The organism is Paenibacillus sp. Negev47 (assembly GCF_058313655.1).
This window is the reverse complement of sequence record NZ_CM177754.1, coordinates 715,847-734,872: the sequence shown is the minus strand read 5'-3', so window position 1 is coordinate 734,872 and position 19,026 is coordinate 715,847. Positions and strand designations below refer to the sequence as shown.

Genomic DNA, 19,026 nt, shown 5'->3' with positions numbered 1-19,026 from the left:
AAAGTGACGCGGCAGGCTCTCGCTATCATCATGCCCACGTTGTATAATCATTGTATTCCTTTTCAGGAGGTCCGACTAAATGAGCTACAGCAAATACTTCCCCTTGGAAAACTATCTGAATCAGGTTTCAATCACCCTTACATACTCAGAGCTCGAGGAGATTCTCGGGTTTACGTTACCCCCTACAGCGTATAACCGCGAGCAATGGTGGGTGAATAACTCCAATAATCATACACAGGCACTATCCTGGTTAAATGCCGGATGGAAGGTGGAGAATGTGATTTTAGGAAAACACGTTACTTTTGTGCGCTGCGAGTCATAATACGTATGAGAAACAAAAAAAGCAGGGTAGACTGATGAATTCATCAGTTCTCCCCTGCTTTTTTTGTTAATTGACTGTCTTATACCACTCGTTCACTTCCGCTGTAATATCATCGCCGCCCATGGACTTCCACTTTGTCACAAACGCATCAAATTCCTCAATGCCCACCTGTCCATAGATGATCTTGCTGAACGTATCCTTCTCCAGCTTGTCGATCGCATCCTTCTTCATTTTCATCGTCTCGGTCGGTGCTCCCGTGAACTTGTTCTTGATCGCGTTATCTTTATTCGCAACGACGACTTCAGCAGCTGCAAATACTTCGGGTTTGTTGGCAATCTTCGTATTCTTCTCAAAAGGAGTCTCCGGCTCCTTGCCCTTCGCAAGTTCCGCCAGCGTATCCATCATTAGATTCGGAATCCGTGCACCATCATACGTAATCGTATATTTAAGTGGTGATACACCGTCCTTCACTTCGGCTTCACCAACCACTTTGCCATCCACGATGTCATAGTCATATCCTTGCGCGAAGCCATGTTCGAACTCGCTGCCCACTTCCGGATTGGCAAAGTTGTCGAACAGATAATTCTGATACGTGAAGAAAATCTCCGGATTCGCCATGTCCTTGTTAATCAGCACCACCCCGTTGCTTGCACCAGAACCATGTTGGTGGCTCTCGCCTGTTGGTCCTGTAGGCAAAGCAATGGCCTTGTACGTGGCACCATCCACATTTTTCTTCACATCATCAATCGGCCAGTTTGGCATCCAGTGTGGCCCCACGATAATGCCAGCTTTGCCTGCGGTGAACAGTTCTGCTGCCTTGATCTCGTCATAGACACCCGCTTCTTTGGGCAGGTAGCCTTTGGACAACCAATCTTTCATCGTCGCAAGACCTTCCTTCACACCTGGCTGAATGGAGCCATAATGCAGTGTTCCGTCTCCGGCATCATTCCACTGTCCAGGCATGGTGTTATACATACCGAAGATCCAGCCCGATTCCGTCATCCAGGTATTGAGCGCATTCTTCATGCCCACGGTAAGACCATACGTATCTTTCTTGCCATTCCCATCCGGGTCTTGATTCGTAAAAGCATCCATGACCGTAACCAGCTCATCCATCGTTTTTGGTTCTTCCAGTCCCAACTTCTTCAGCCAGTCTTCCCGGATAAACATGACTGAATCGCCGTTGTAGGCATAATCGAAGATTGGAATGCCATAACGCTCGCCCTCATACATGTACGGATACCATTCCTCCGGTGCCGATTCAGAAGCCTGTTTCCATGTGTCCGAAGCATATTGGTCAAACAACTCGCCTGCATTGGCAAATTTGCCGGACTCAATTAATTCCCGCACCAGATTGTAGTCTCCCCGAATGGAGACGATATCCGGCAGTTCCTCGTTAGCCGACAGGGACAGGCGCAATTTCGTGTAAAATGCATCGTTGGTCACCGATACAGCCCACGGTGTGGTCAGATCGATGCCAAGTCGTTCCTTGGCCCATTTCGTATGCACGTTGTTCTGAGCCGTTTCCCCGTTCTTGAATTTCGTATCATCATTCCAGGCCCGTAAATAGCTCATCTGTACCGCCGGTTCATACTTCCCGTCTTGCAGAGCAAGTGGTGCAGCGGCTTCCTTCGCCGGTTCTTCCTTGGTCCCCGAACTACATGCCGTTACAGCAACCATCGTGATTGCGAGCAATGTCGTCATCATTTTTCTATACATGAACTAACCCCTCCTCAGGTAACTTGGATACCCTTTGTGCCAAATGCACCTTACATGAAAAGGATAGTGCAGCCGGGGAGGCAAACATATATCACAATTTCAATGTTCATATTGATTTGTTAACCGTTCCGAAAATCCTGCGGGGTCAGTCCATAATGTTTGCGGAACACCTGAATGAAATAAGGCGTGTTGTTGTACCCCACTTCCTGACCGACTTCATAGATCTTCATCGCCGTATGCTTCAGCAAATGAACGGCCCGTTCCATTCTGGAACGGATAATATAATCACTAATGCCTTCACCTGTGGATTGTTTGTACATTTTCGACAGATATACCGGGTGCAGATGCACCTCTCCGGCAATGACCTGCAACGATAGATCCTCACCCAGATGATGGTCGATCCATTGCTGCACCTGCCTGATCAGCGTTGATCCGGCGTCCTGTCCCGCATCGCTGGTGCTCTCAGCCCACTGCTGCATCACAGACCGAGTCCACGTTTCCAGACTGCGCAGCGAGATGCCATAGCCGTCCTTAAGCAACTGCTGGTACTGATCACCAAGGACTTCGGCTAACTGCCTTCCTTCCCGATGAGCCATATAGGAAAATGCCGCCGCCAAATAATGAAAAGCCACATACACATGCTCCGGGAATACACTGTTCGACAGTTCGGCAAAGATCTGATCAATCTTACGGTGTGCATCCTCCATCCGCCCCGCTTCCAGTAACGTGGTCAGACCCGGCGGTTCATACAGCGCTGCAAGTGACTTCAACGTGGCCCCATTGGAGCCTGCTGCCGCATTCAGATGCAATCCTTTGCCTGCCTCGGCTTGCTTGCGAAGCGCACTCACGGCTTGATGATATAGCTGCGGCACCTGATCTGGAAAACGTCCCATACGACTAACGGACAGGGAAATGGTCGCGTTCAGATACTGCCTCACACTGTGAAGCAGTCGTTCCCCGAGTCGGCCCATTCGCATTTCAGGTTCAGCCTGAGTTTGTTTTGGACTAGCCATGAAAACCAGATCATCGTAGGCGTCATCCGTATGACATAGATGATAGGTACTGCCGTAGATCTCTTCCACCACATTCGAGATGGCGTACTTCATCAGTCGAAACGCTTTATGTGTAGGTTGGTGGTCATCATAACGGATGAGCAGCAGCTGCATTTTATCCTGTGGACGGAATCCGATCTCCAGCTGCTCCAGCTTGGCTACGAGTTCTGCATCCGCAAATTTATGTCCTAACAGCACATCCTTCATCAGCTCCGCTCGCTTCTCCGGCAGATGCTCCCTCACCGAATACATGGCCCGCTGGTGCAGCAACTGTTTCTCACCCTCCAGACGAATCTGCACAGCAGCCTGCTGTACGGATTCGATCAGCTCTTCGTCCCGAACCGGTTTGAGCAGATAACTGACCGTTCCGTGTTTGAGTGCCTGCTTCGCATAATCGAAGGAAGCATGACCCGATAAAATAATACATTTCGTCTGTTCCCACTTTTGCCGGATATGACTGACCAGATCCAGACCGGACAGACCCGGCATGCGGATATCCGTAATAATAATATGAATTGGATATGCTGCCATATGTTCCAGGGCCTCTTTGACTGAATAGGCTTTGTATACTTGACCAATCCCGTGTTCTCTCCACGGTATCGAGACAGCAATCGACTCTACTGCCGAATGTTCATCATCCACGACCATCAGATTCATCATACGTTTGTTCCTCCTCAAACCATCGAATTTCTACACTAAGTCCACCATACGGAATCGCTCCAAAATGAAGCCCGGACGACAGCCCATATCGCGTAACAAGACGCTGGTGCACATTCCACGTGCCTGTTCCAATCTCCTCGCCCATCGGTTCATTGATCTCCCGTTCCAATTCGGCAATCTCTTCCCCTGTCAGCGTGACACCGTCATTGTCAACAAACAGGCTATATCTTGTATATATCCGACCTTCAATACGTTCGGGTACCGCCATACCCGTTACGATGACATGCCCACTGCCTTCCATCGGCTCAATGCCATGGATCACTGCATTCTCTACGATCGGCTGAATGAGCAGTCGCGGAATATGAAGCTGCATCAGTTGCTGCGGTACGGCGATCTCGTAGGTCAGCCGGTTGGTCCGCATCTGTTGAATGGACAGATAATGGTCCAGCAGCCGGATCTCTTCTTCTACTGTCGTCATGTCATTCTCGCCTCGCGTAATGTAGCGATAGTAGTCACCCAGGCTTAGCGACATGGCAATAACCGCTTCACGGTTGCCGAGCTGGGTCATATTTTTGATATAAAACAGGCAGTTGTACAGGAAATGCGGATTGATCTGTGATTGCAGATGCTTCAATGTCGCTTCCCGTGAGCGAATACGTTCCTCGTATACCTTCTCGATCAGTTCCTGAATCTGCTCCGCCATATGGTTGAAACTCTGGGTCAGGTACGCGAATTCATCACGGGAGTGATCGACTGGAATCCGAGTGGACAACTGGCCTTTGCGAATCTGCTGCAGCCCTCTCATCAAACGATGGATGGGCACCTGAACTTTTCTATACAAAAGAAGTGCAGCCCCGATACTTAGCACGAGCAGTAACAGAATGGATGTAATAAACATATTTCGGCTCTTATCCATCGGGTTCAACAGGTCATCCAATACCACCGGGTTCACGTATACCGCTTGCAGTTGTTTGGAGTGCACGTAACTGACCAGATATTGCTTGTCGCCTACCCCCAGCTGATGATTGCCTTCCCTCTCCGCTCCGTTAAAGGGGATATCCCGCATGATCGCTTCGACCAGCTCGGGGTCCGCCGTACGGTTCAACAACGGATCGTTACCGGGTACCAGCAAAAAGGGATCTCCGCCCTGCGTCTCTTTAAAATCATCCAGCATGGCAACCACGTTCATCGGATCAAAATTAATCTCCATCACCGTTCGCACACCTGTGTTCACCGGTTCTTCATTCCACTCATAGTTATCCGTGAAAAAATAGGTGAAACTCCCCTGCTCCAGCTGCCATTGGCCCGGTTGCGGAAACGTCAACATTTTCTCGTTGTAGACCGTCCGACTGGACATGGTGGATAACACAAGCTCCGCTTGTGGCAGCACAATGGTAATATCGTTCTTCCAGCGGCTGGTGGACTGGTACAGTGATAATTTGTCAAGAATATCCAGATAGATACTGTTCTTCTCATATTGGCTGGTGGAGTCCGTCATGTAACGGTAGTGCAGGATACTCGGATCTCGCAGCAATGTCAGACCATACAGGGAGAGCTGCTCGATATTTTTATCCACCTGGGAACTGAAATAATTGAACTGGTTCAGACTCGACTGCTGTTTCTCCTCCACCACCATGTCCACATTTGCCTGGTTCGCGTATGTATACAGCAGCAGAATGGGTACCAGCAGGCAGATTAGAAGAATGACCGTCTTCGCAAATACTGTGAATTTCATTGTTTCACCCTGTCCCTGAATTTGAAGTCTTTCTACACCCGAAGTCCTATTTTATATTGAAAGCCCTTACAATTCTATATGATTTTTTGTTCTCCTGCTTTCCTGTGACTTGTAATCTCCTGTTCCATCAACAAGTTAATATTTCAACATCCGCATTGAAATGTTGTTCTATAGTCCGCCCTTTTCCGTTGCTATAATTCAGTTGCTCCACTCTGTACAGAGGCATACTCGCCTCATTATGCCAGGGCTGGACGAGATAAAGGAGGGACCCTGATGGCTATCGAACAACCGTTAACAACCAATACGCCGGTGCGAAAAATGACACCCCATTCACGCAAACGTACCCGCTGGAATTTCAAACGCACATGGCCGCTGCATCTGATGCTGCTGCCCGCTGTACTGCTCACATTACTGTTCGCCTATGTGCCCATGGGCGGCATTATCATTGCTTTTCAGGACTTCAAACCGTGGCTGGGGTTCACTGGCTCCAAATGGGTGGGCTGGGACAACTTCCGATTCATGTTCGAATATCCCGACAGCGTTCAGGTCATCTGGAACACGGTACTGATCGCTTCAATGAAAATCGTGGCCGGACTTGTGGCCCCCGTGGTGTTTGCCATTTTGCTGAATGAGGTTCGGAACTCCACGTTCAAACGTTTCTCACAGACCTTGGTGTATCTGCCCCATTTCCTGTCCTGGGTTGTCCTTGGTGGAATTCTGCTCGACATGTTATCACCGGAAGGTGGACTGGTAAACCAGGTGTTAGCGGCGGCTGGGGTTGAACCGATCTTCTTTCTGGGGGATGGCGACTGGTTCCGTGTCACGGTCGTTGTCAGTGATGTGTGGAAGGAGTTTGGATTCGGTACGATTGTATTTTTGGCAGCACTTGCGGGCATTAACCCGGCACTGTACGAGGCTTCAGAGGTCGATGGAGCAACACGACTTCGACAGACATTGCACATTACCCTGCCTGCACTCGTGCCAATGATTATCGTGGTAGGTACGTTATCGCTGGGCAATATCCTGAATGCAGGCTTTGACCAGATCTTCAACCTGTACAATCCGCTGGTATATGAGAAAGGCGATATTATCGATACCTTTGTCTACCGGATGGGGATACTGAATGGCAAAATGAGCTTTGCGACCGCCGTTGGGCTATTCAAATCATTTGTCGCGATGTTCCTGGTCATCTCTGCGTACCGGATGGCGTACAAAATCGCCAATTACCGTATATTTTAAGAGGCATTTTGCATACATCCAGACAGCGACTTTCAATCAGCAAGATATAGATCGAAATGGTTTAGTTCGTCTATATCTTGTACACGCGAGCGTTTCAAATCGAATTATGCAAAATGCTAAGGAGGAATCAAGGTGTATCACAAAACAACCGGGTACCGTATATTCAATGGCTTTAACCTGATATTCATTGCGGCCGTTTCGATCCTGTGCATCCTGCCACTGGTCCATATTCTGGCCGTTTCCTTCAGTGGTAAAGCGGCAGCATCCGCCAATCTGGTGACACTTTGGCCCATTGATTTTACGGTGGACGCCTATACCAAAACATTTGGTAACAGTAACTTTCTGAGTGCACTCTGGATTTCAGTCCAGCGTACAGTTCTGGGCACACTGCTCAGTATGACACTTGTCTTCCTGACGGCTTATCCGTTATCCAAGGAGAGTCTGCACTTCAAGGGGCGCTCGCTATATGCATGGTTTTTCATCTTCACGATGCTGTTCAGCGGGGGATTAATTCCGTCCTATATTTTAATTCAGAAACTTGGACTGATTAATACGATGTGGGCTCTCATTTTGCCGGGAGCGGTGGCTGTCTGGAACCTGATTCTCATGATGAACTTCTTCCGTAACGTGCCGAAAGAGCTGGAAGAGGCTGCATTTATCGATGGAGCCAACCATATCACGACACTGTTCAAAATCTATCTGCCTGTATCCATGCCGGCCATTGCCACGATCTCTTTGTTCACCATGGTAGGTCAGTGGAATTCCTGGTTCGATGGGTTGATCTATATGAATGATGCTTCCAAATATCCACTCGCCACGTTAATGCAGACCATTATCGTACAGCAAGATTTCTCTAATATGAACGTGGATGCAACGCAGCTTCAGAACATGTCTCAGCGTACAGTAAACGCGGCTCAGATCTTTATTGGAGCTCTGCCGATCCTGCTCGTATATCCGTTCTTGCAGCGTTTCTTCGTAAAGGGGATTGTGCTCGGGGCGGTTAAAGAGTAAGGCAAACACACGGAATCCCTTCATGGGATTCTTGGTTCAGAAAGGCTATGATTTCAGTTGATCCGCGATTGTTCTCCCGCAGGTTACGTTGTTATATTCATTAATTAACTCATCCAGCACCATGGATTGGCGAATAACCTCCGGATGCCATAGGTCCGGATATTGAGCTGCAATCTGGTAGAGTCTTTGCCGTGCATGTTCGATACACTCCTGAATGGTTTCCGGATTATGTACCATACTCCCGCCCCCTGTTTCCTTGAATATCATCATCCAAAAAAGACCATCTAATATAATATTCGGAACAAGAGGGGGTTTGGATTACCCCAAAATTAAAATTTTGTATTTTTTTTCTTGTAAAAGTTATAACTGGTTTGGTTCTCATGCCCTGATCTGCATCTTCGTCACAGCAAATTAACCGGATAGGCCACGGCCTGTCCGGTTTTATTCATGCTGAGCTTTTCAATTCTCTCTATCATATTCCATTCACCTTAAACCAACGTCATCAAAGCGATTGCCTATCGTCTCTGGAAAGGCATGTTTAATGGCATCAATGGCACGTTGTTCCGTAGCCCCTGCCTTCCGAATATGCTCAATCACGCTTTGCACACATTCTGGTTCTCTTGAATCCCAAGAGATGGAGTCACCTATTACCTCAACGATCGTTGTATATAGGTTCGCGAGTAGCTCATACTCGTCTATGACCTGGTCCATTTGAACGGACAGATGCTTAAGTCCTGCAACATAAGATGCAATATCCAGTCTTGATTCGGCATAATAGCGCAGTACAGTTGCCGCTTGTTCTACGTCATATGTTCCTGACTGCAAAGCAGTGACAATAGCCGTATACGCAGCCGCTCCACAGGCATAATCCTGGGACGGCAGCATGTAGTCATGGGTTTCCCATTTGTACACGGCCTGGATTAACGATTCCTTGCAGACTTCCCATAGATCTATGGGTGCACAGGCTTCCAGCACCTGATAATACCAGTAGGGTGTACTATTCCTGCCAATCGAATCATAGGGCAGACGAATGGCTTCATTGCCTTTACTTTCACAGATGAATAGCACCCGTTCCACATCATCATATCCACTAACAATAACAAATTGATCGTGCCAGAGAATTGCACCTACGCCCCGGTCAACGGAAGCTTTAATGTCCAGCAGAGCCTGCTTCTGATACAGGGGAAAGGTTGGTTCGAACGAAAAGCCCGCTGCCTGGCTCGCCGTCACGCCAATGAAGTCAGCTGCGACAAAGTTCTCTGCCATCCAGTTATATGCTGAGATTGACTCTGCCGTCAGACGCCGATCCACCACTAATCGGAATGCACTTGCTGTCATGCCTGCAATCATGTAGCGTGGGAAATCCGTCCACTGTTTATGTAATAAAATGCGATGCATCGCATCTGTATACGCGCTCACACCGCTCCATGATCTGTATGCATCAGTAGAATTCGCAGCTTGCGTGGATTGAGTCCAGTCCTCTAATACTACTTTTGCAGCCATCATCCTTAACGCCCTTCCTCTCTCATTCTATCGTGCGGAATGTGCTCCCCACCGTGGTATAGTGGTCCGTTTACGGTCAGGATACTTCCTGGATATCAATCGAAAATAATCCATAGCCTGCTCTTCCAATGCTTTCGCCTTCAATAGTATATATGCCAGATCTTCTGTGGTGTCTGGTCGCAAGACATGTCTGTTCTCCTGCTGGACCATACATCCTTTCATCTGGTGTATTAACGTCCCAATCTGTTCATAACATGCACAAGCTTGGTCCAGTTCGTTCCATATCCCTCGAACATCCTGCATATACATCCGGATTTCAGTTCGAGATTGGCAGAAGGATTCCAAAATATAAGCCGCACCCGATTCATCGAAATCCCCACTCCGCAGGGCCTGTACCCACACATCATAGGCCTGTCTACCTGAAGCAATATTCCGATCAGGCAGCAGACGATAGGGGATATCCCAATCCTCAATCGCCAGTCGCAGGGATTCCAGCAACATCTGCTGTTCAGGGATGCGGATCTGATCACCAAGCACCTGACAATACCAAAATCCGGTAAAGTTCAAGCCGAAATTATCATATAGCAAAATCTGCGGTTCCTTGCTCCATCCGTCTTGCACATAAAAGATGCGGTCACTGTCATCATACCCATGAATAACGCCGAACTCAGGAATCCAGTAAATCACACCAGTGCCTTCATTAAGACTACGTCTTACCCAATTCACTGCATCCTGCTGGTAATAACCGAACGTGGAATGACGTGTACGTCCCCCATCCCAGATCGTGAATATCCCCAGGTTATCAATTCCCGGACGATGTGCTTCCCCCCATTGTCCGTACGCTGTAACCGACATGGGAAGTAGTCTGCGATGCACCGCCAGCTTGAAAGCCATGCCCGTGTATCCGGCAAGTAAATACTTCGAACCTTGAAACTGGCCCGTATGGGTAAGTATCGCATGCAGACTATCCACGTACGATTTGGACTCCCGCCTCATGATGAGGTTATCTAAAATAATCTCAGCCAATGACGTACCTTCTCCTCTCTACGCTGGTTTATTCCACGTTTTGCTTACGTTGTATCACGAAGCCTGTCAATTAATCCTTCTGCGCTTTGCCGAAGCTTACGTCTAAGCCACCCAGGAGACAAAATTTCCTCCCATTCACTAATAAACAAATGCTGCAAGAAAGCGTCCGTGTCATAAAATTCAATTGAATAAATCTGATCTTGCCTAGCCCGAATACGATACCCTTGCCATATGTCCATTTGCTGTAATTCCTTCAAGCGAATCTCAGCTACAAACGGTTTACGAACAGGTAGTGGTTCTTCCCATCCACCTAGCAGAGCATCTGACCTGTACTCAAATCTCTCATCCAAGATCGATACATGAACAATACCCTCCAATCGAATGGCCACTTGCTGCATAGGATCTGCTTCATAACCCACCACGTAATCGGCGTTAAACTGGGATATCATCTTCAAAGGAGACAAGGAAAACTGCCGTTCTCCATCGTGATCCCTGTAATGAATATGTACTCTACGCAAGTCAGTTATGGCATGGGACAACAATTCAAAGAATTGCAGCTGCTTCGGTTGCGCCGAAAACACTGGAAGCTCACTGCTTCCCATCTGTTGTTCCTCCAACGTAAAACGCTCCAGCAAATGTGCTACACGTTTCACCGCGTCTGCCTGATCATAATCGTAATGTCTATAGCGGTGGGCCAGATATTTCAGCACACGCTGCTCTTCTTCGGTCATATACAAATGGGGCAATCGAAAAGTCTGATCCTCATAACAATAGCCCCGATATTTTGCCATATACACCAAAGGAGCTCGCAGGGAGCTTGCCATATATTCAATATCACGCTGAGCCTGACGACGGGAAATTTCAAATTCACGGGCAAGCCAGCTGCTGTTCGGAAAACGTCCACCCCGAATCTGTTCATCAAACCAGTGAATCCGATGCATGTTACTCATCTTCCCACCCTCATCTCATCCAATCCCAATATATTCGATTATATCAAAAGACATGGCCTGTTCCGAAGGACAGGCCAGTTATGTTATACCTGTGCCATATCCACTCTGGATTGCACTGCTTTGAAGCATTTCTTGCATACTTTCAGACTTGTACCGTCTGTTTTCGTTTGCGTATACAACAATTTAATTCGGGTACTGCTGCACACCGGGCATGTTCCCCGGCCCCTGGAAGGAAGACTCCACAAGATGCGTCCTCTTTTGGTTTTTGCCAATGATTGTGAACCTCTTTTCGATATGGTTTGTGTGTTCACCGTTATTATAGAGGTCGTGGTACGACACAGAATGTCGCAGCAGTATTAGAAAATAAAAAAATGTCCCCTCTTCTACCTGAAGAAAGGACACCATTTAGGAAGGATCTGTGCTCGTCTGTGCTGCGGCCTGCAATAGCGGTTGCAAGAGCCCTGGAAAGCGTGTTTCCAGATCATCGGACCGCAAGGTGAGAAAATGCTGTGTGCCCTGCACTCTCACCCGAATAACTCCGGCTTCCCGCAGAGTTCGAATGTGGTGCGACATCGTTGACTTCACAACAGGTGCATGAAAATGACTGCACGGCTGCTCCCCGCTTCTCGCTGCTTCCACAACAATCCCAAGTCGGGTCGGGTCGCTCAACGCATACAATACGGAGGAAAGTTCAATATCGGATACTTGTGGATGATGTAAAATTTTCATATTGTAGTCTCCTTTTTTCAGACTATCCATTGTATTTTAACACAGATCCATGATATATTTCTAATGTTCGATATCAATCGAACTTTAATGATTTCGTTATGTATCCCCTGCTGTCAGGCGCGGGATTGACATCATACTACATTTTGCAAATGTTACACACCGTTTCTGAAATGTTGCGAAATAACATCACTCACTCCAGGAGGTTTTTATGAACAACACCGCAACCGCATCATCAGAGGAACGGACCGGAATACAGGAAGGATTAATCGTAAGCTTACTTGGCTTCACCGTTGTACTCGTTGTGATGAATACAATGATGTTTAATCTGGCCCTGCCTAAAATTGCAGCCGAATTTATGCTTACATCTGTCGCTTCTTCCTGGATCGTTACAGGCTATTCCATTGTATTTGCCATTTCCTCGATCACGTTCTCACGTCTATCCGATTTCATACCCATTCGTACATTATTTACGACAGGGCTTACTTTACTCGGTGCTGCTTCCGTTCTCGGTTTTTTCAGTGATCACTTCATCATTTTGCTCATTGCACGTCTGATCCAGGCTGCAGGTGCTGCTTCGGTTCCGGGGCTCGCCATTGTGCTGATTACTCGGTACATTCCACATGATCGCCGGGGTAAATCGATGGCTGTCATCATGTCCGCAAGTTCATTGGGTCTTGGACTCGGTCCTGTCATCGGCGGAAGCATTACTCAGTTTTTGGGATGGCATGATCTGTTTATCGTGACGGGATTAACGTTATTCTTGATTCCTGTATTCTTCAAATTGCTTCCTCGGGAAACACCGCAAAAAGGGTCATTTGACCTGCTGGGTGCCGTGCTTCTCGCCATCGGTACTACGGGTGTGCTGTTATTCCTGACTTCCCGTCAGTGGTTCACACTTGTCATCGGTGCTGCGGCACTTCTTCTGTTCTGGCTCCGAATTCGGCGCGCGGCAGATCCATTTGTTCAACCTGCTTTGTTCAAAGACAAAAAATATATGATGCTTAGTTCACTAGGAATTGTATCGTACATCAATAACTTCTCAACGTTGTTCCTGCTGCCACAGATTTTGGCGCATCTGTATGGACTGACTCCTGCTCAATCCGGACTTGTCATCTTCCCTGGTGCAGTCGTGTCCATGCTGCTGTCCAACCGGATCGGCCGAATGATTGACCGACACGGCAATACGTTGCTGTTGAAGTTTGCACCATGGCTGCTACTGGCAGCTGCCGGGTTATTCGCCTTATTTGCAGACAATAGCATCTACGCTATTATGGCTGTCTATGTCCTGCTCAGTGTTGGCTTCTCTTCCCTAACCACCAGCGTGTCCAATGAATTGTCTGGCAATCTGACCATGGATCAGGTCGGTGCAGGTATGGGATTGTTCCAACTTAGTCAGTTCTTCAGCGGTGCTTTCAGCGTTGCTGTCACTGGTGTAGCGTTGACTGCGATGCAAAACATGCGGCTGTCCTCAGCGTACACTAATATTTTCTGGGGCATGACTGTGGTCGCACTCGCATCGGTTATTTTCTCTCAGGTGTATCTGAGAATGCAGTCACGGAAAGTCACGGAAACAAGTCGTCAGATTTAATATCTCATCTTAAGCAATAGAAGCCAGGAAAGGACCATTAGGTTCTGAACCCGGCTTTTTTCTATCCCATTTTTCTATGTGTCAGCTGCCCTGCTCCACAAAGACAAACACAAAATAGCCCCAAGGACGCATTCATCACGACTCCCTGGGGCTATTATTCTATTGATGCTCACTTCTACATTTTTCTATACAGTTTTTACTATTCAAACAAGTCCAGACGAAGACGCTTCAGGCTCGTATGTTTGATATACCATTGACCGTCGATTTTGACAAAAGTCTCGTGGTAGTGCCCAAATCCGTGGAAGGATTTGTTCTCATTGCCCTCCGGGAACGTTACCCAATCTTCCATTGGGGAGATGACCTTCGCTTCGTTCTCGGATACAAATTCAACCTCAGCGCTATGTACATGATGAACGGTTACGGCAACATCCACCAGATCACGGAATACTTGTACGATCGTATCACGGCCTGTTAATACCGGGATTGGATTGCCTTCTGTGCTGAAATCGGCGATTGCATCCGGAGCGAACACGTCACCCAAGGTATCCCATTGTTTCGTATCAATATAGCGGCAATAGCGCGCCTTGGTGTTCCGAATGTTTTCCAGCGCGAGCAATTGTTCCAGTCCTGTAATCGTTGATTGGCTCATGTGTTGTCCCTCCAGAGATGTAAAATATGATGTAAGATTGGATTGAATATGTATGCAACTATACCTTCCTTATTGTACCATTCGGCTTCTATTAGGCACAACGAAATACCTACGATGCAAAAAAATCTTTCCTTACCTCTCACGAGGATGGGGAAAGATTTAGACAAAATCGATAATTCAGACGAATACACCGTTCATTGATACTTCATTTGCCTCAAGTTACAGGGTATGTGCACCCTTCATCTGGGAAGCCAGTTCTGACATCTTTTTATTGTTCAAAAAACTCTCCATCTCTTCTTCCGCCTGCACCATCACCTGCTGGATCAAGCAGCCTGCGTTATGATTCTGAGAACATTCGAACAGGGACGCCTGCCCTTCAATCGCATGAATGATCTCCAAGAAGGAGGGGTCGGGATTTTTACGACTAAGCCGGTAGCCACCATTGGCGCCAGAAGTAGATTCAATCATGCCCGCCTTAACCAATTTGGTCAAAATTTTGGACAGATAGGTTGGGGATACCTTTTGCAGTTCTGCAAGTTGGTGTACGCTAACCAGCTGCTCAGGGGCAGTACTTACAAGATGAAGCATGGTGTGCAAAGCATAATTTGTCGCTTTTGAATATTTCATGAGGGCACCTCATTATACACGGATTTAATTTATCCATAATAGACTTGATTAAGCTCTCTGTCAAACTACTGCACTTCAAGCGCTGGGAACATCGAGAGGCTCTGGGTTAATTGTGATACAATCCACGATAATCTGTAGGTGTCATCCCCTCGTGAGCCATGAATTGACGGTTAAAATAACTGGCATTGGGATACCCTGCGTCCTCCGCAATCTGTCCAATATTGGCCGTAGGCCGTTCCAGGAGCCATTGTTTCGCCATCTGTAGCCGTGAACGAGTGATAAACTCCATGGGCGTCATCTCCACAGCACTCTTGAACATTTTGCAAAAGTAATACGAACTCACACCTGCGAGATCCGCCCAGTCTTGTAACAGGAAAGGTTGGCAGGCCTCCTGCTGCATCTGTGGAAGCAGCGCAAGAACCCGACTCTCCGCCTTGCTGGTAGTGCGTGTGCTCTTTAAAGGTACCGCATGCTGCACGAACTCGGCGAGTACAGCATAGGTCAGTGTGGATAGCTGAGCTGGCCGGAGCATGGTGTTCTGTTCCGCTTCAGTTAGCAGGGCCAGATGAGCCTCTTCCCATGAACTACGCTGCCGTAGCGTCCACAGCAGATTGCGATGCAATCCCCGCTCAATCATATAATCATGCAGACGTTCCCCATAGAAGTGCACCCATCTCACATCCCACGGATCATCTTCACTGCTGTAATAATGCTGTTGTTGCTGCGGAAAATAAAGCACGGCCTGACCCGCTCGAAGCTCATGCACCACCCCGTCCACTTCCACGTATCCTTTGCCCGCAGCAACATAGTGAATATTAAAATTGTTCAATACGCCGGCCTCCCGTAATACGGAATGCTGGGGATGATCCATATAGTGTCCGACGGATTCCGGGTAACAAAAATATGGAATATCCTGCAGGGTTAGCAATACCGTTTGCCTCATCATAACGACTTCTCCTTACTCAACAATATTGTGTTAACTAACTTCAATATATTATCATTTTAATTCGATCATCTATTCCTTATAATCACAATATACATTTATACACAGGAGGAAACAACACATGAATTCAGTTCAAAAATTGCGTTGGGGCATTCTTGGTAGCGCTAGCATTGCTGTGGAATCCGTCATTCCAGGCTTGCAGCAATCCGAGTTGAATGAAGTAACCGCGATCGCCAGTCGGAACGAGGATAAAGCCAAGCAGACGGCCGATCAACTTGGGATCGACAAGGCTTATGGCAGTTATGAAGCTTTGCTCGCGGATGATTCCATTGATGCCGTATATATCCCGCTACCGAATCATTTGCATCGGGAATGGACGATCCGGGCAGCTGAAGCAGGCAAACATATTTTGTGCGAAAAACCACTGGCTCTGACAGAGCAGGAAGCTCAGGAGATGGTTCAAGCTTGTGCAGATGCAGGAGTGCAGCTGGCCGAAGCGTTCATGTACCGCCATCATCCACGATACGATCAGATCAGAGACATCATCGCCAGCGGTGAGATTGGCGAGATCCGCGGCATTCACAGTACATTTTCGTTCAATAATTCCAATGCATCCGGCAATGTCCGCTTTCGGCGGGATTGGGGTGGAGGTGCACTGTATGATATCGGATGTTATTCCATCAGCGTAGCACGTCTGCTGCTTGGTCAAGAACCAAGTGCAGCCACTGTTATTGGCATGTTCTCCCCAGAGCATGATCAGGTCGATATGATGGCCTCGGGACTCCTGGAATTCGATAATCACGTTGGTGTGACCTTTGACAGCAGCATGTGGGCAGCATTCCGCAATACACTTGAGGTACTGGGGTCCGAAGGAATTATTGAAGTCCCTTCCGCATTCGTCAGCGAGCAGGACCGTAGCTCCAACTTCTATGTTACCGCTGGCGGTGAACGTAGAGAGATTGAAGTCCCGCAAGTGAACCACTACTCTCTGCAGGGAGATGATATGGCACGTGCTGTCCTTCAGGGCAAGGATCTGCGCTTCGCCCCGTCTGATGCAGTAGCTAATATGAAAGTACTGGAAGCTTGTCTTCGTTCAGCGGAACAACGCACACGAATTACACTATAATCGAGAGGATGAACTGAGTTATGGAATATATCGAAATTGCTGGTGCAGGTAAACGCGTCTCCCGATTGATTAAAGGAACCGATTATTTCGTGCATGATGCCTACGATAAAGCTGCTGCGAATATGGATGCTTTTCTGTCCATTGGCGGTAACACCGTCGATACAGCGCATATTTATTGTGATGGACAGAGTGAAGAAGTCCTTGGTCGTTATATGAAGGAACGCGGTAACCGCGACCAGATTGTCATCCTCACCAAAGGCGCGCATCATGACCAGAACGGACCACGTGTTAACGCTGATGCGATCCGTAGTGACTTGCTGGAAAGTCTGGAGCGTCTGCAGACGGATCACGTAGAGATGTATGCCTTGCACCGGGATGATCCCCATACCCCTGTGAGTGTTATTCTTGAAGCACTGAACGAACATATTGAATCCGGCAAAATCGGAGCCATCGGTGCCTCCAACTGGACTTGGCAACGTTTAGAGGAAGCCAATGCGTACGCTGCCGCGAATGGCCTGAAGGGCTTCACCTTCAGCAGTCCGAATCTCAGTCTCGCCAAAGCCAACGAGCCTTTCTGGGAAGGCTGTGTATCGGCAGATGTAGAGACGCTCGCATGGCATGAACAAACCAAGCTGCCATTGCTGTCCTGGTCTTCCCAGGCACGCGGTTTCTTCACTGGACGATTCACACCTGAAGTTCGGGATAACGAAGATCTGGTTCGAGTATTCTATAGTGACGGCAACTGGGAACGATTGCGCCGCGCTGAGCAATTGGCGAATTCGAAGAAAACAACACCTATCCAGATTGCACTCGCTTATGTATTGAATCAGACGTTCCCAACCTGTGCGCTGATCGGAGCCCAGAATCAGGAGGAATTGCTCTCCTGTGACGAAGGGTCCCGGATCACCCTGACTCCTGCTGAAATAGCATGGCTGGATCTGGGCAGTGAAGTGCCGGCTGGCATCTAAAGAAAGTTAAATATTCATCAACAAATACAGAAGGACTTACCCCAGAACACATCTCTGAAGGTAAGTCCCTTATATCATAGATTAAGACATATAAAATGTTAGAAATTGCACTGTCATTCGGTTGAATTACAGCTTAATGATCTGACCTGTCTTCTCGGATTCGAATGCGGCCAGGATGACTTGCAAGGAACGCAAGCCCTCTTCCCCAGAAATCGCTGGAGGTGTTTGGGTCACAATCGACTCTACAAAAGCGTCAATCACACCACTCGGCACTTGTTTCTCGTTAGTAGCCATGGCACCGACTTTGTACGTTTCAACCGTACCGTTGGTCAACTCAACGATAACTTCATCGCCTTCCACTGTTCCAATCTTCATAACACCATTCTCACACCACAGAACTGTACTGTTGTCTCCAGCTCTGTATTGCGTCCAGCTCGCTACCAGCGTTCCGATTGCTCCACTCTTCATACGAAGCAAGCAAGTTGCGTTATCGTCAACCTTGGTGCCTTCCTTGTGCAGTGTGCTGATGAAACCAGCCACTTCAGATACTTCATCATTCAGCAAGTAACGGATGAAGTCTGATTTGTGAACGCCGAGGTCGCCCATAGCGCCCATAATCGCTTCTTCTTTACGGAAGAACCAGCTTTCCGCTCCGTCCACACTCCATGCTTCCGGACCCGGGTGACCGAAGGAAGTACGGAAATTCAGGACTTTACCGAGTTTGCCGGAGTCGAGAATTTCTTTTGCTTTGACATGAGGAGGCATCAGACGCTGGTTATGTCCAACCATCAGATACACACCATTTTTCTTGGCAGCTTCGATCATTTGCTCGCCTTCTTCAGTAGATACTGCCATTGGTTTCTCAACCAAAACATGCTTGCCTGCATTTGCAGCAGCAATCGCCATTGGCGCATGCAGATAGTTCGGTGTACACACACTAACGGCATCAACCGTTTCGTTTGCAAGCAATTCTTCATAACTGGAATAAGCTTTACCGCCGTAAGTCTCGGCCATCTTCTCCGCACGCTCCACAATCGGATCGGCAAAAGCGACAAGTTCTACGTTCTCATTGGCAGCGTACTCTGGAATATGTCTGCGCTCGGCAATGGCTCCACAGCCGAATACAGCAACTTTAATTTTACTCATGTACATAAGTCTCCTTTGACAAATAGATTAGCA

General features: G+C 47.9%; 19 protein-coding genes. 6 read left to right on the top strand and 13 right to left on the bottom strand.

Annotation, left to right across the window (positions count from 1 at the left end; genetic code table 11):
* The first annotated feature begins 79 nt into the window (after nt 1–79).
* Nucleotides 80–322 (top strand): DUF7662 domain-containing protein, encoded by a 243-nt coding sequence (locus AC4G47_RS03340; protein ID WP_491104752.1) that lies wholly within the window; start codon nt 80–82, stop codon nt 320–322.
* Nucleotides 323–388: 66 nt separating this feature from the next.
* Here AC4G47_RS03340 and AC4G47_RS03335 read toward each other — a convergent pair whose 3' ends face one another.
* The 3 genes from AC4G47_RS03335 to AC4G47_RS03325 form a co-directional block, all read right to left on the bottom strand.
* Nucleotides 389–2,041 (bottom strand): extracellular solute-binding protein, encoded by a 1,653-nt coding sequence (locus tag AC4G47_RS03335; protein ID WP_491104751.1) that lies wholly within the window; start codon nt 2,039–2,041, stop codon nt 389–391.
* Nucleotides 2,042–2,160: 119 nt separating this feature from the next.
* Nucleotides 2,161–3,753, bottom strand: coding sequence for a response regulator transcription factor (locus AC4G47_RS03330; protein WP_491104750.1), 1,593 nt, complete (start codon nt 3,751–3,753; stop codon nt 2,161–2,163).
* Nucleotides 3,728–5,488: a sensor histidine kinase gene (locus AC4G47_RS03325; RefSeq protein ID WP_491104748.1), complete on the bottom strand. Its 1,761-nt coding sequence runs from the start codon at nt 5,486–5,488 to the stop codon at nt 3,728–3,730. The genes AC4G47_RS03330 and AC4G47_RS03325 overlap by 26 nt, the downstream gene beginning before the upstream one ends.
* A gap of 318 nt (nt 5,489–5,806) precedes the next feature.
* Here AC4G47_RS03325 and AC4G47_RS03320 point away from each other — a divergent pair, with 318 nt between their 5' ends.
* Both AC4G47_RS03320 and AC4G47_RS03315 read left to right on the top strand, forming a co-directional pair.
* Nucleotides 5,807–6,727, top strand: coding sequence for an ABC transporter permease (locus tag AC4G47_RS03320; RefSeq protein WP_340033067.1), 921 nt, complete (start codon nt 5,807–5,809; stop codon nt 6,725–6,727).
* Nucleotides 6,728–6,859: 132 nt separating this feature from the next.
* A complete protein-coding gene (locus AC4G47_RS03315) occupies nt 6,860–7,738 on the top strand; it encodes a carbohydrate ABC transporter permease (RefSeq protein WP_017692164.1) in 879 nt (292 codons plus the stop codon).
* Between the two features lie 45 nt (nt 7,739–7,783).
* On the opposite strand, the gene AC4G47_RS03310 is transcribed toward AC4G47_RS03315, so the two are convergent.
* The 6 genes from AC4G47_RS03310 to AC4G47_RS03285 all read right to left on the bottom strand — a co-directional run bounded on the left by AC4G47_RS03310 (nt 7,784) and on the right by AC4G47_RS03285 (nt 11,946).
* Complete coding sequence (locus tag AC4G47_RS03310) at nt 7,784–7,975, bottom strand: Spo0E family sporulation regulatory protein-aspartic acid phosphatase (protein ID WP_491104746.1); 192 nt, start codon at nt 7,973–7,975, stop codon at nt 7,784–7,786.
* A 246-nt stretch (nt 7,976–8,221) separates the two neighbouring features.
* On the bottom strand, nt 8,222–9,244 hold the full coding sequence (locus AC4G47_RS03305; RefSeq protein WP_491104744.1) for a hypothetical protein: 1,023 nt from the start codon (nt 9,242–9,244) through the stop codon (nt 8,222–8,224).
* 24 nt (nt 9,245–9,268) lie between these two features.
* Nucleotides 9,269–10,267, bottom strand: a complete 999-nt coding sequence (locus tag AC4G47_RS03300; RefSeq protein WP_491104743.1) for a hypothetical protein — start codon at nt 10,265–10,267, stop codon at nt 9,269–9,271.
* A gap of 44 nt (nt 10,268–10,311) precedes the next feature.
* Nucleotides 10,312–11,217: a helix-turn-helix transcriptional regulator gene (locus tag AC4G47_RS03295; protein ID WP_491104742.1), complete on the bottom strand. Its 906-nt coding sequence runs from the start codon at nt 11,215–11,217 to the stop codon at nt 10,312–10,314.
* Nucleotides 11,218–11,300: 83 nt separating this feature from the next.
* Nucleotides 11,301–11,489 carry a hypothetical protein gene (locus AC4G47_RS03290; RefSeq protein ID WP_458124192.1) on the bottom strand — a complete coding sequence of 63 codons (189 nt, stop codon included), beginning with the start codon at nt 11,487–11,489 and terminating at the stop codon, nt 11,301–11,303.
* Nucleotides 11,490–11,622: 133 nt separating this feature from the next.
* Nucleotides 11,623–11,946 (bottom strand): ArsR/SmtB family transcription factor, encoded by a 324-nt coding sequence (locus tag AC4G47_RS03285; protein ID WP_336764824.1) that lies wholly within the window; start codon nt 11,944–11,946, stop codon nt 11,623–11,625.
* 208 nt (nt 11,947–12,154) lie between these two features.
* Here AC4G47_RS03285 and AC4G47_RS03280 point away from each other — a divergent pair, with 208 nt between their 5' ends.
* The gene (locus tag AC4G47_RS03280) at nt 12,155–13,534 is read left to right on the top strand and encodes an MFS transporter (protein WP_491104740.1); all 1,380 of its coding nucleotides are present in this window, start codon (nt 12,155–12,157) and stop codon (nt 13,532–13,534) included.
* Between the two features lie 199 nt (nt 13,535–13,733).
* Here the strand turns inward: AC4G47_RS03280 and AC4G47_RS03275 are convergent, their stop codons facing one another.
* The 3 genes from AC4G47_RS03275 to AC4G47_RS03265 all read right to left on the bottom strand — a co-directional run bounded on the left by AC4G47_RS03275 (nt 13,734) and on the right by AC4G47_RS03265 (nt 15,756).
* Nucleotides 13,734–14,183, bottom strand: a complete 450-nt coding sequence (locus tag AC4G47_RS03275; protein ID WP_062836373.1) for a nuclear transport factor 2 family protein — start codon at nt 14,181–14,183, stop codon at nt 13,734–13,736.
* Between the two features lie 219 nt (nt 14,184–14,402).
* A complete protein-coding gene (locus AC4G47_RS03270; protein ID WP_145325891.1) occupies nt 14,403–14,810 on the bottom strand; it encodes an RrF2 family transcriptional regulator in 408 nt (135 codons plus the stop codon).
* Nucleotides 14,811–14,916: 106 nt separating this feature from the next.
* Complete coding sequence (locus tag AC4G47_RS03265; protein WP_336764830.1) at nt 14,917–15,756, bottom strand: helix-turn-helix domain-containing protein; 840 nt, start codon at nt 15,754–15,756, stop codon at nt 14,917–14,919.
* A 118-nt stretch (nt 15,757–15,874) separates the two neighbouring features.
* On the opposite strand from AC4G47_RS03265, the gene AC4G47_RS03260 reads away from it, so the two are divergent.
* Both AC4G47_RS03260 and AC4G47_RS03255 read left to right on the top strand, forming a co-directional pair.
* Nucleotides 15,875–16,879 (top strand): Gfo/Idh/MocA family protein, encoded by a 1,005-nt coding sequence (locus tag AC4G47_RS03260; RefSeq protein ID WP_458124199.1) that lies wholly within the window; start codon nt 15,875–15,877, stop codon nt 16,877–16,879.
* A gap of 20 nt (nt 16,880–16,899) precedes the next feature.
* Complete coding sequence (locus AC4G47_RS03255; protein WP_491104738.1) at nt 16,900–17,847, top strand: aldo/keto reductase; 948 nt, start codon at nt 16,900–16,902, stop codon at nt 17,845–17,847.
* A gap of 126 nt (nt 17,848–17,973) precedes the next feature.
* Here AC4G47_RS03255 and AC4G47_RS03250 read toward each other — a convergent pair whose 3' ends face one another.
* Nucleotides 17,974–18,993, bottom strand: a complete 1,020-nt coding sequence (locus AC4G47_RS03250) for a Gfo/Idh/MocA family protein (RefSeq protein WP_062836369.1) — start codon at nt 18,991–18,993, stop codon at nt 17,974–17,976.
* Between the last annotated feature and the right edge of the window lie 33 nt (nt 18,994–19,026).

What these genes read in the sequence shown, in the direction of transcription:
- AC4G47_RS03340 (WP_491104752.1), top strand. Translation starts at nt 80, where the DNA reads ATGAGCTACAGCAAATACTTCCCCTTGGAAAACTATCTGAATCAGGTT.
- AC4G47_RS03335 (WP_491104751.1), bottom strand. Translation starts at nt 2,041, where the DNA reads ATGTATAGAAAAATGATGACGACATTGCTCGCAATCACGATGGTTGCT.
- AC4G47_RS03330 (WP_491104750.1), bottom strand. Translation starts at nt 3,753, where the DNA reads ATGATGAATCTGATGGTCGTGGATGATGAACATTCGGCAGTAGAGTCG.
- AC4G47_RS03325 (WP_491104748.1), bottom strand. Translation starts at nt 5,488, where the DNA reads ATGAAATTCACAGTATTTGCGAAGACGGTCATTCTTCTAATCTGCCTG.
- AC4G47_RS03320 (WP_340033067.1), top strand. Translation starts at nt 5,807, where the DNA reads ATGACACCCCATTCACGCAAACGTACCCGCTGGAATTTCAAACGCACA.
- AC4G47_RS03310 (WP_491104746.1), bottom strand. Translation starts at nt 7,975, where the DNA reads ATGGTACATAATCCGGAAACCATTCAGGAGTGTATCGAACATGCACGG.
- AC4G47_RS03305 (WP_491104744.1), bottom strand. Translation starts at nt 9,244, where the DNA reads ATGATGGCTGCAAAAGTAGTATTAGAGGACTGGACTCAATCCACGCAA.
- AC4G47_RS03295 (WP_491104742.1), bottom strand. Translation starts at nt 11,217, where the DNA reads ATGAGTAACATGCATCGGATTCACTGGTTTGATGAACAGATTCGGGGT.
- AC4G47_RS03285 (WP_336764824.1), bottom strand. Translation starts at nt 11,946, where the DNA reads ATGAAAATTTTACATCATCCACAAGTATCCGATATTGAACTTTCCTCC.
- AC4G47_RS03280 (WP_491104740.1), top strand. Translation starts at nt 12,155, where the DNA reads ATGAACAACACCGCAACCGCATCATCAGAGGAACGGACCGGAATACAG.
- AC4G47_RS03275 (WP_062836373.1), bottom strand. Translation starts at nt 14,183, where the DNA reads ATGAGCCAATCAACGATTACAGGACTGGAACAATTGCTCGCGCTGGAA.
- AC4G47_RS03270 (WP_145325891.1), bottom strand. Translation starts at nt 14,810, where the DNA reads ATGAAATATTCAAAAGCGACAAATTATGCTTTGCACACCATGCTTCAT.
- AC4G47_RS03265 (WP_336764830.1), bottom strand. Translation starts at nt 15,756, where the DNA reads ATGATGAGGCAAACGGTATTGCTAACCCTGCAGGATATTCCATATTTT.
- AC4G47_RS03260 (WP_458124199.1), top strand. Translation starts at nt 15,875, where the DNA reads ATGAATTCAGTTCAAAAATTGCGTTGGGGCATTCTTGGTAGCGCTAGC.
- AC4G47_RS03255 (WP_491104738.1), top strand. Translation starts at nt 16,900, where the DNA reads ATGGAATATATCGAAATTGCTGGTGCAGGTAAACGCGTCTCCCGATTG.
- AC4G47_RS03250 (WP_062836369.1), bottom strand. Translation starts at nt 18,993, where the DNA reads ATGAGTAAAATTAAAGTTGCTGTATTCGGCTGTGGAGCCATTGCCGAG.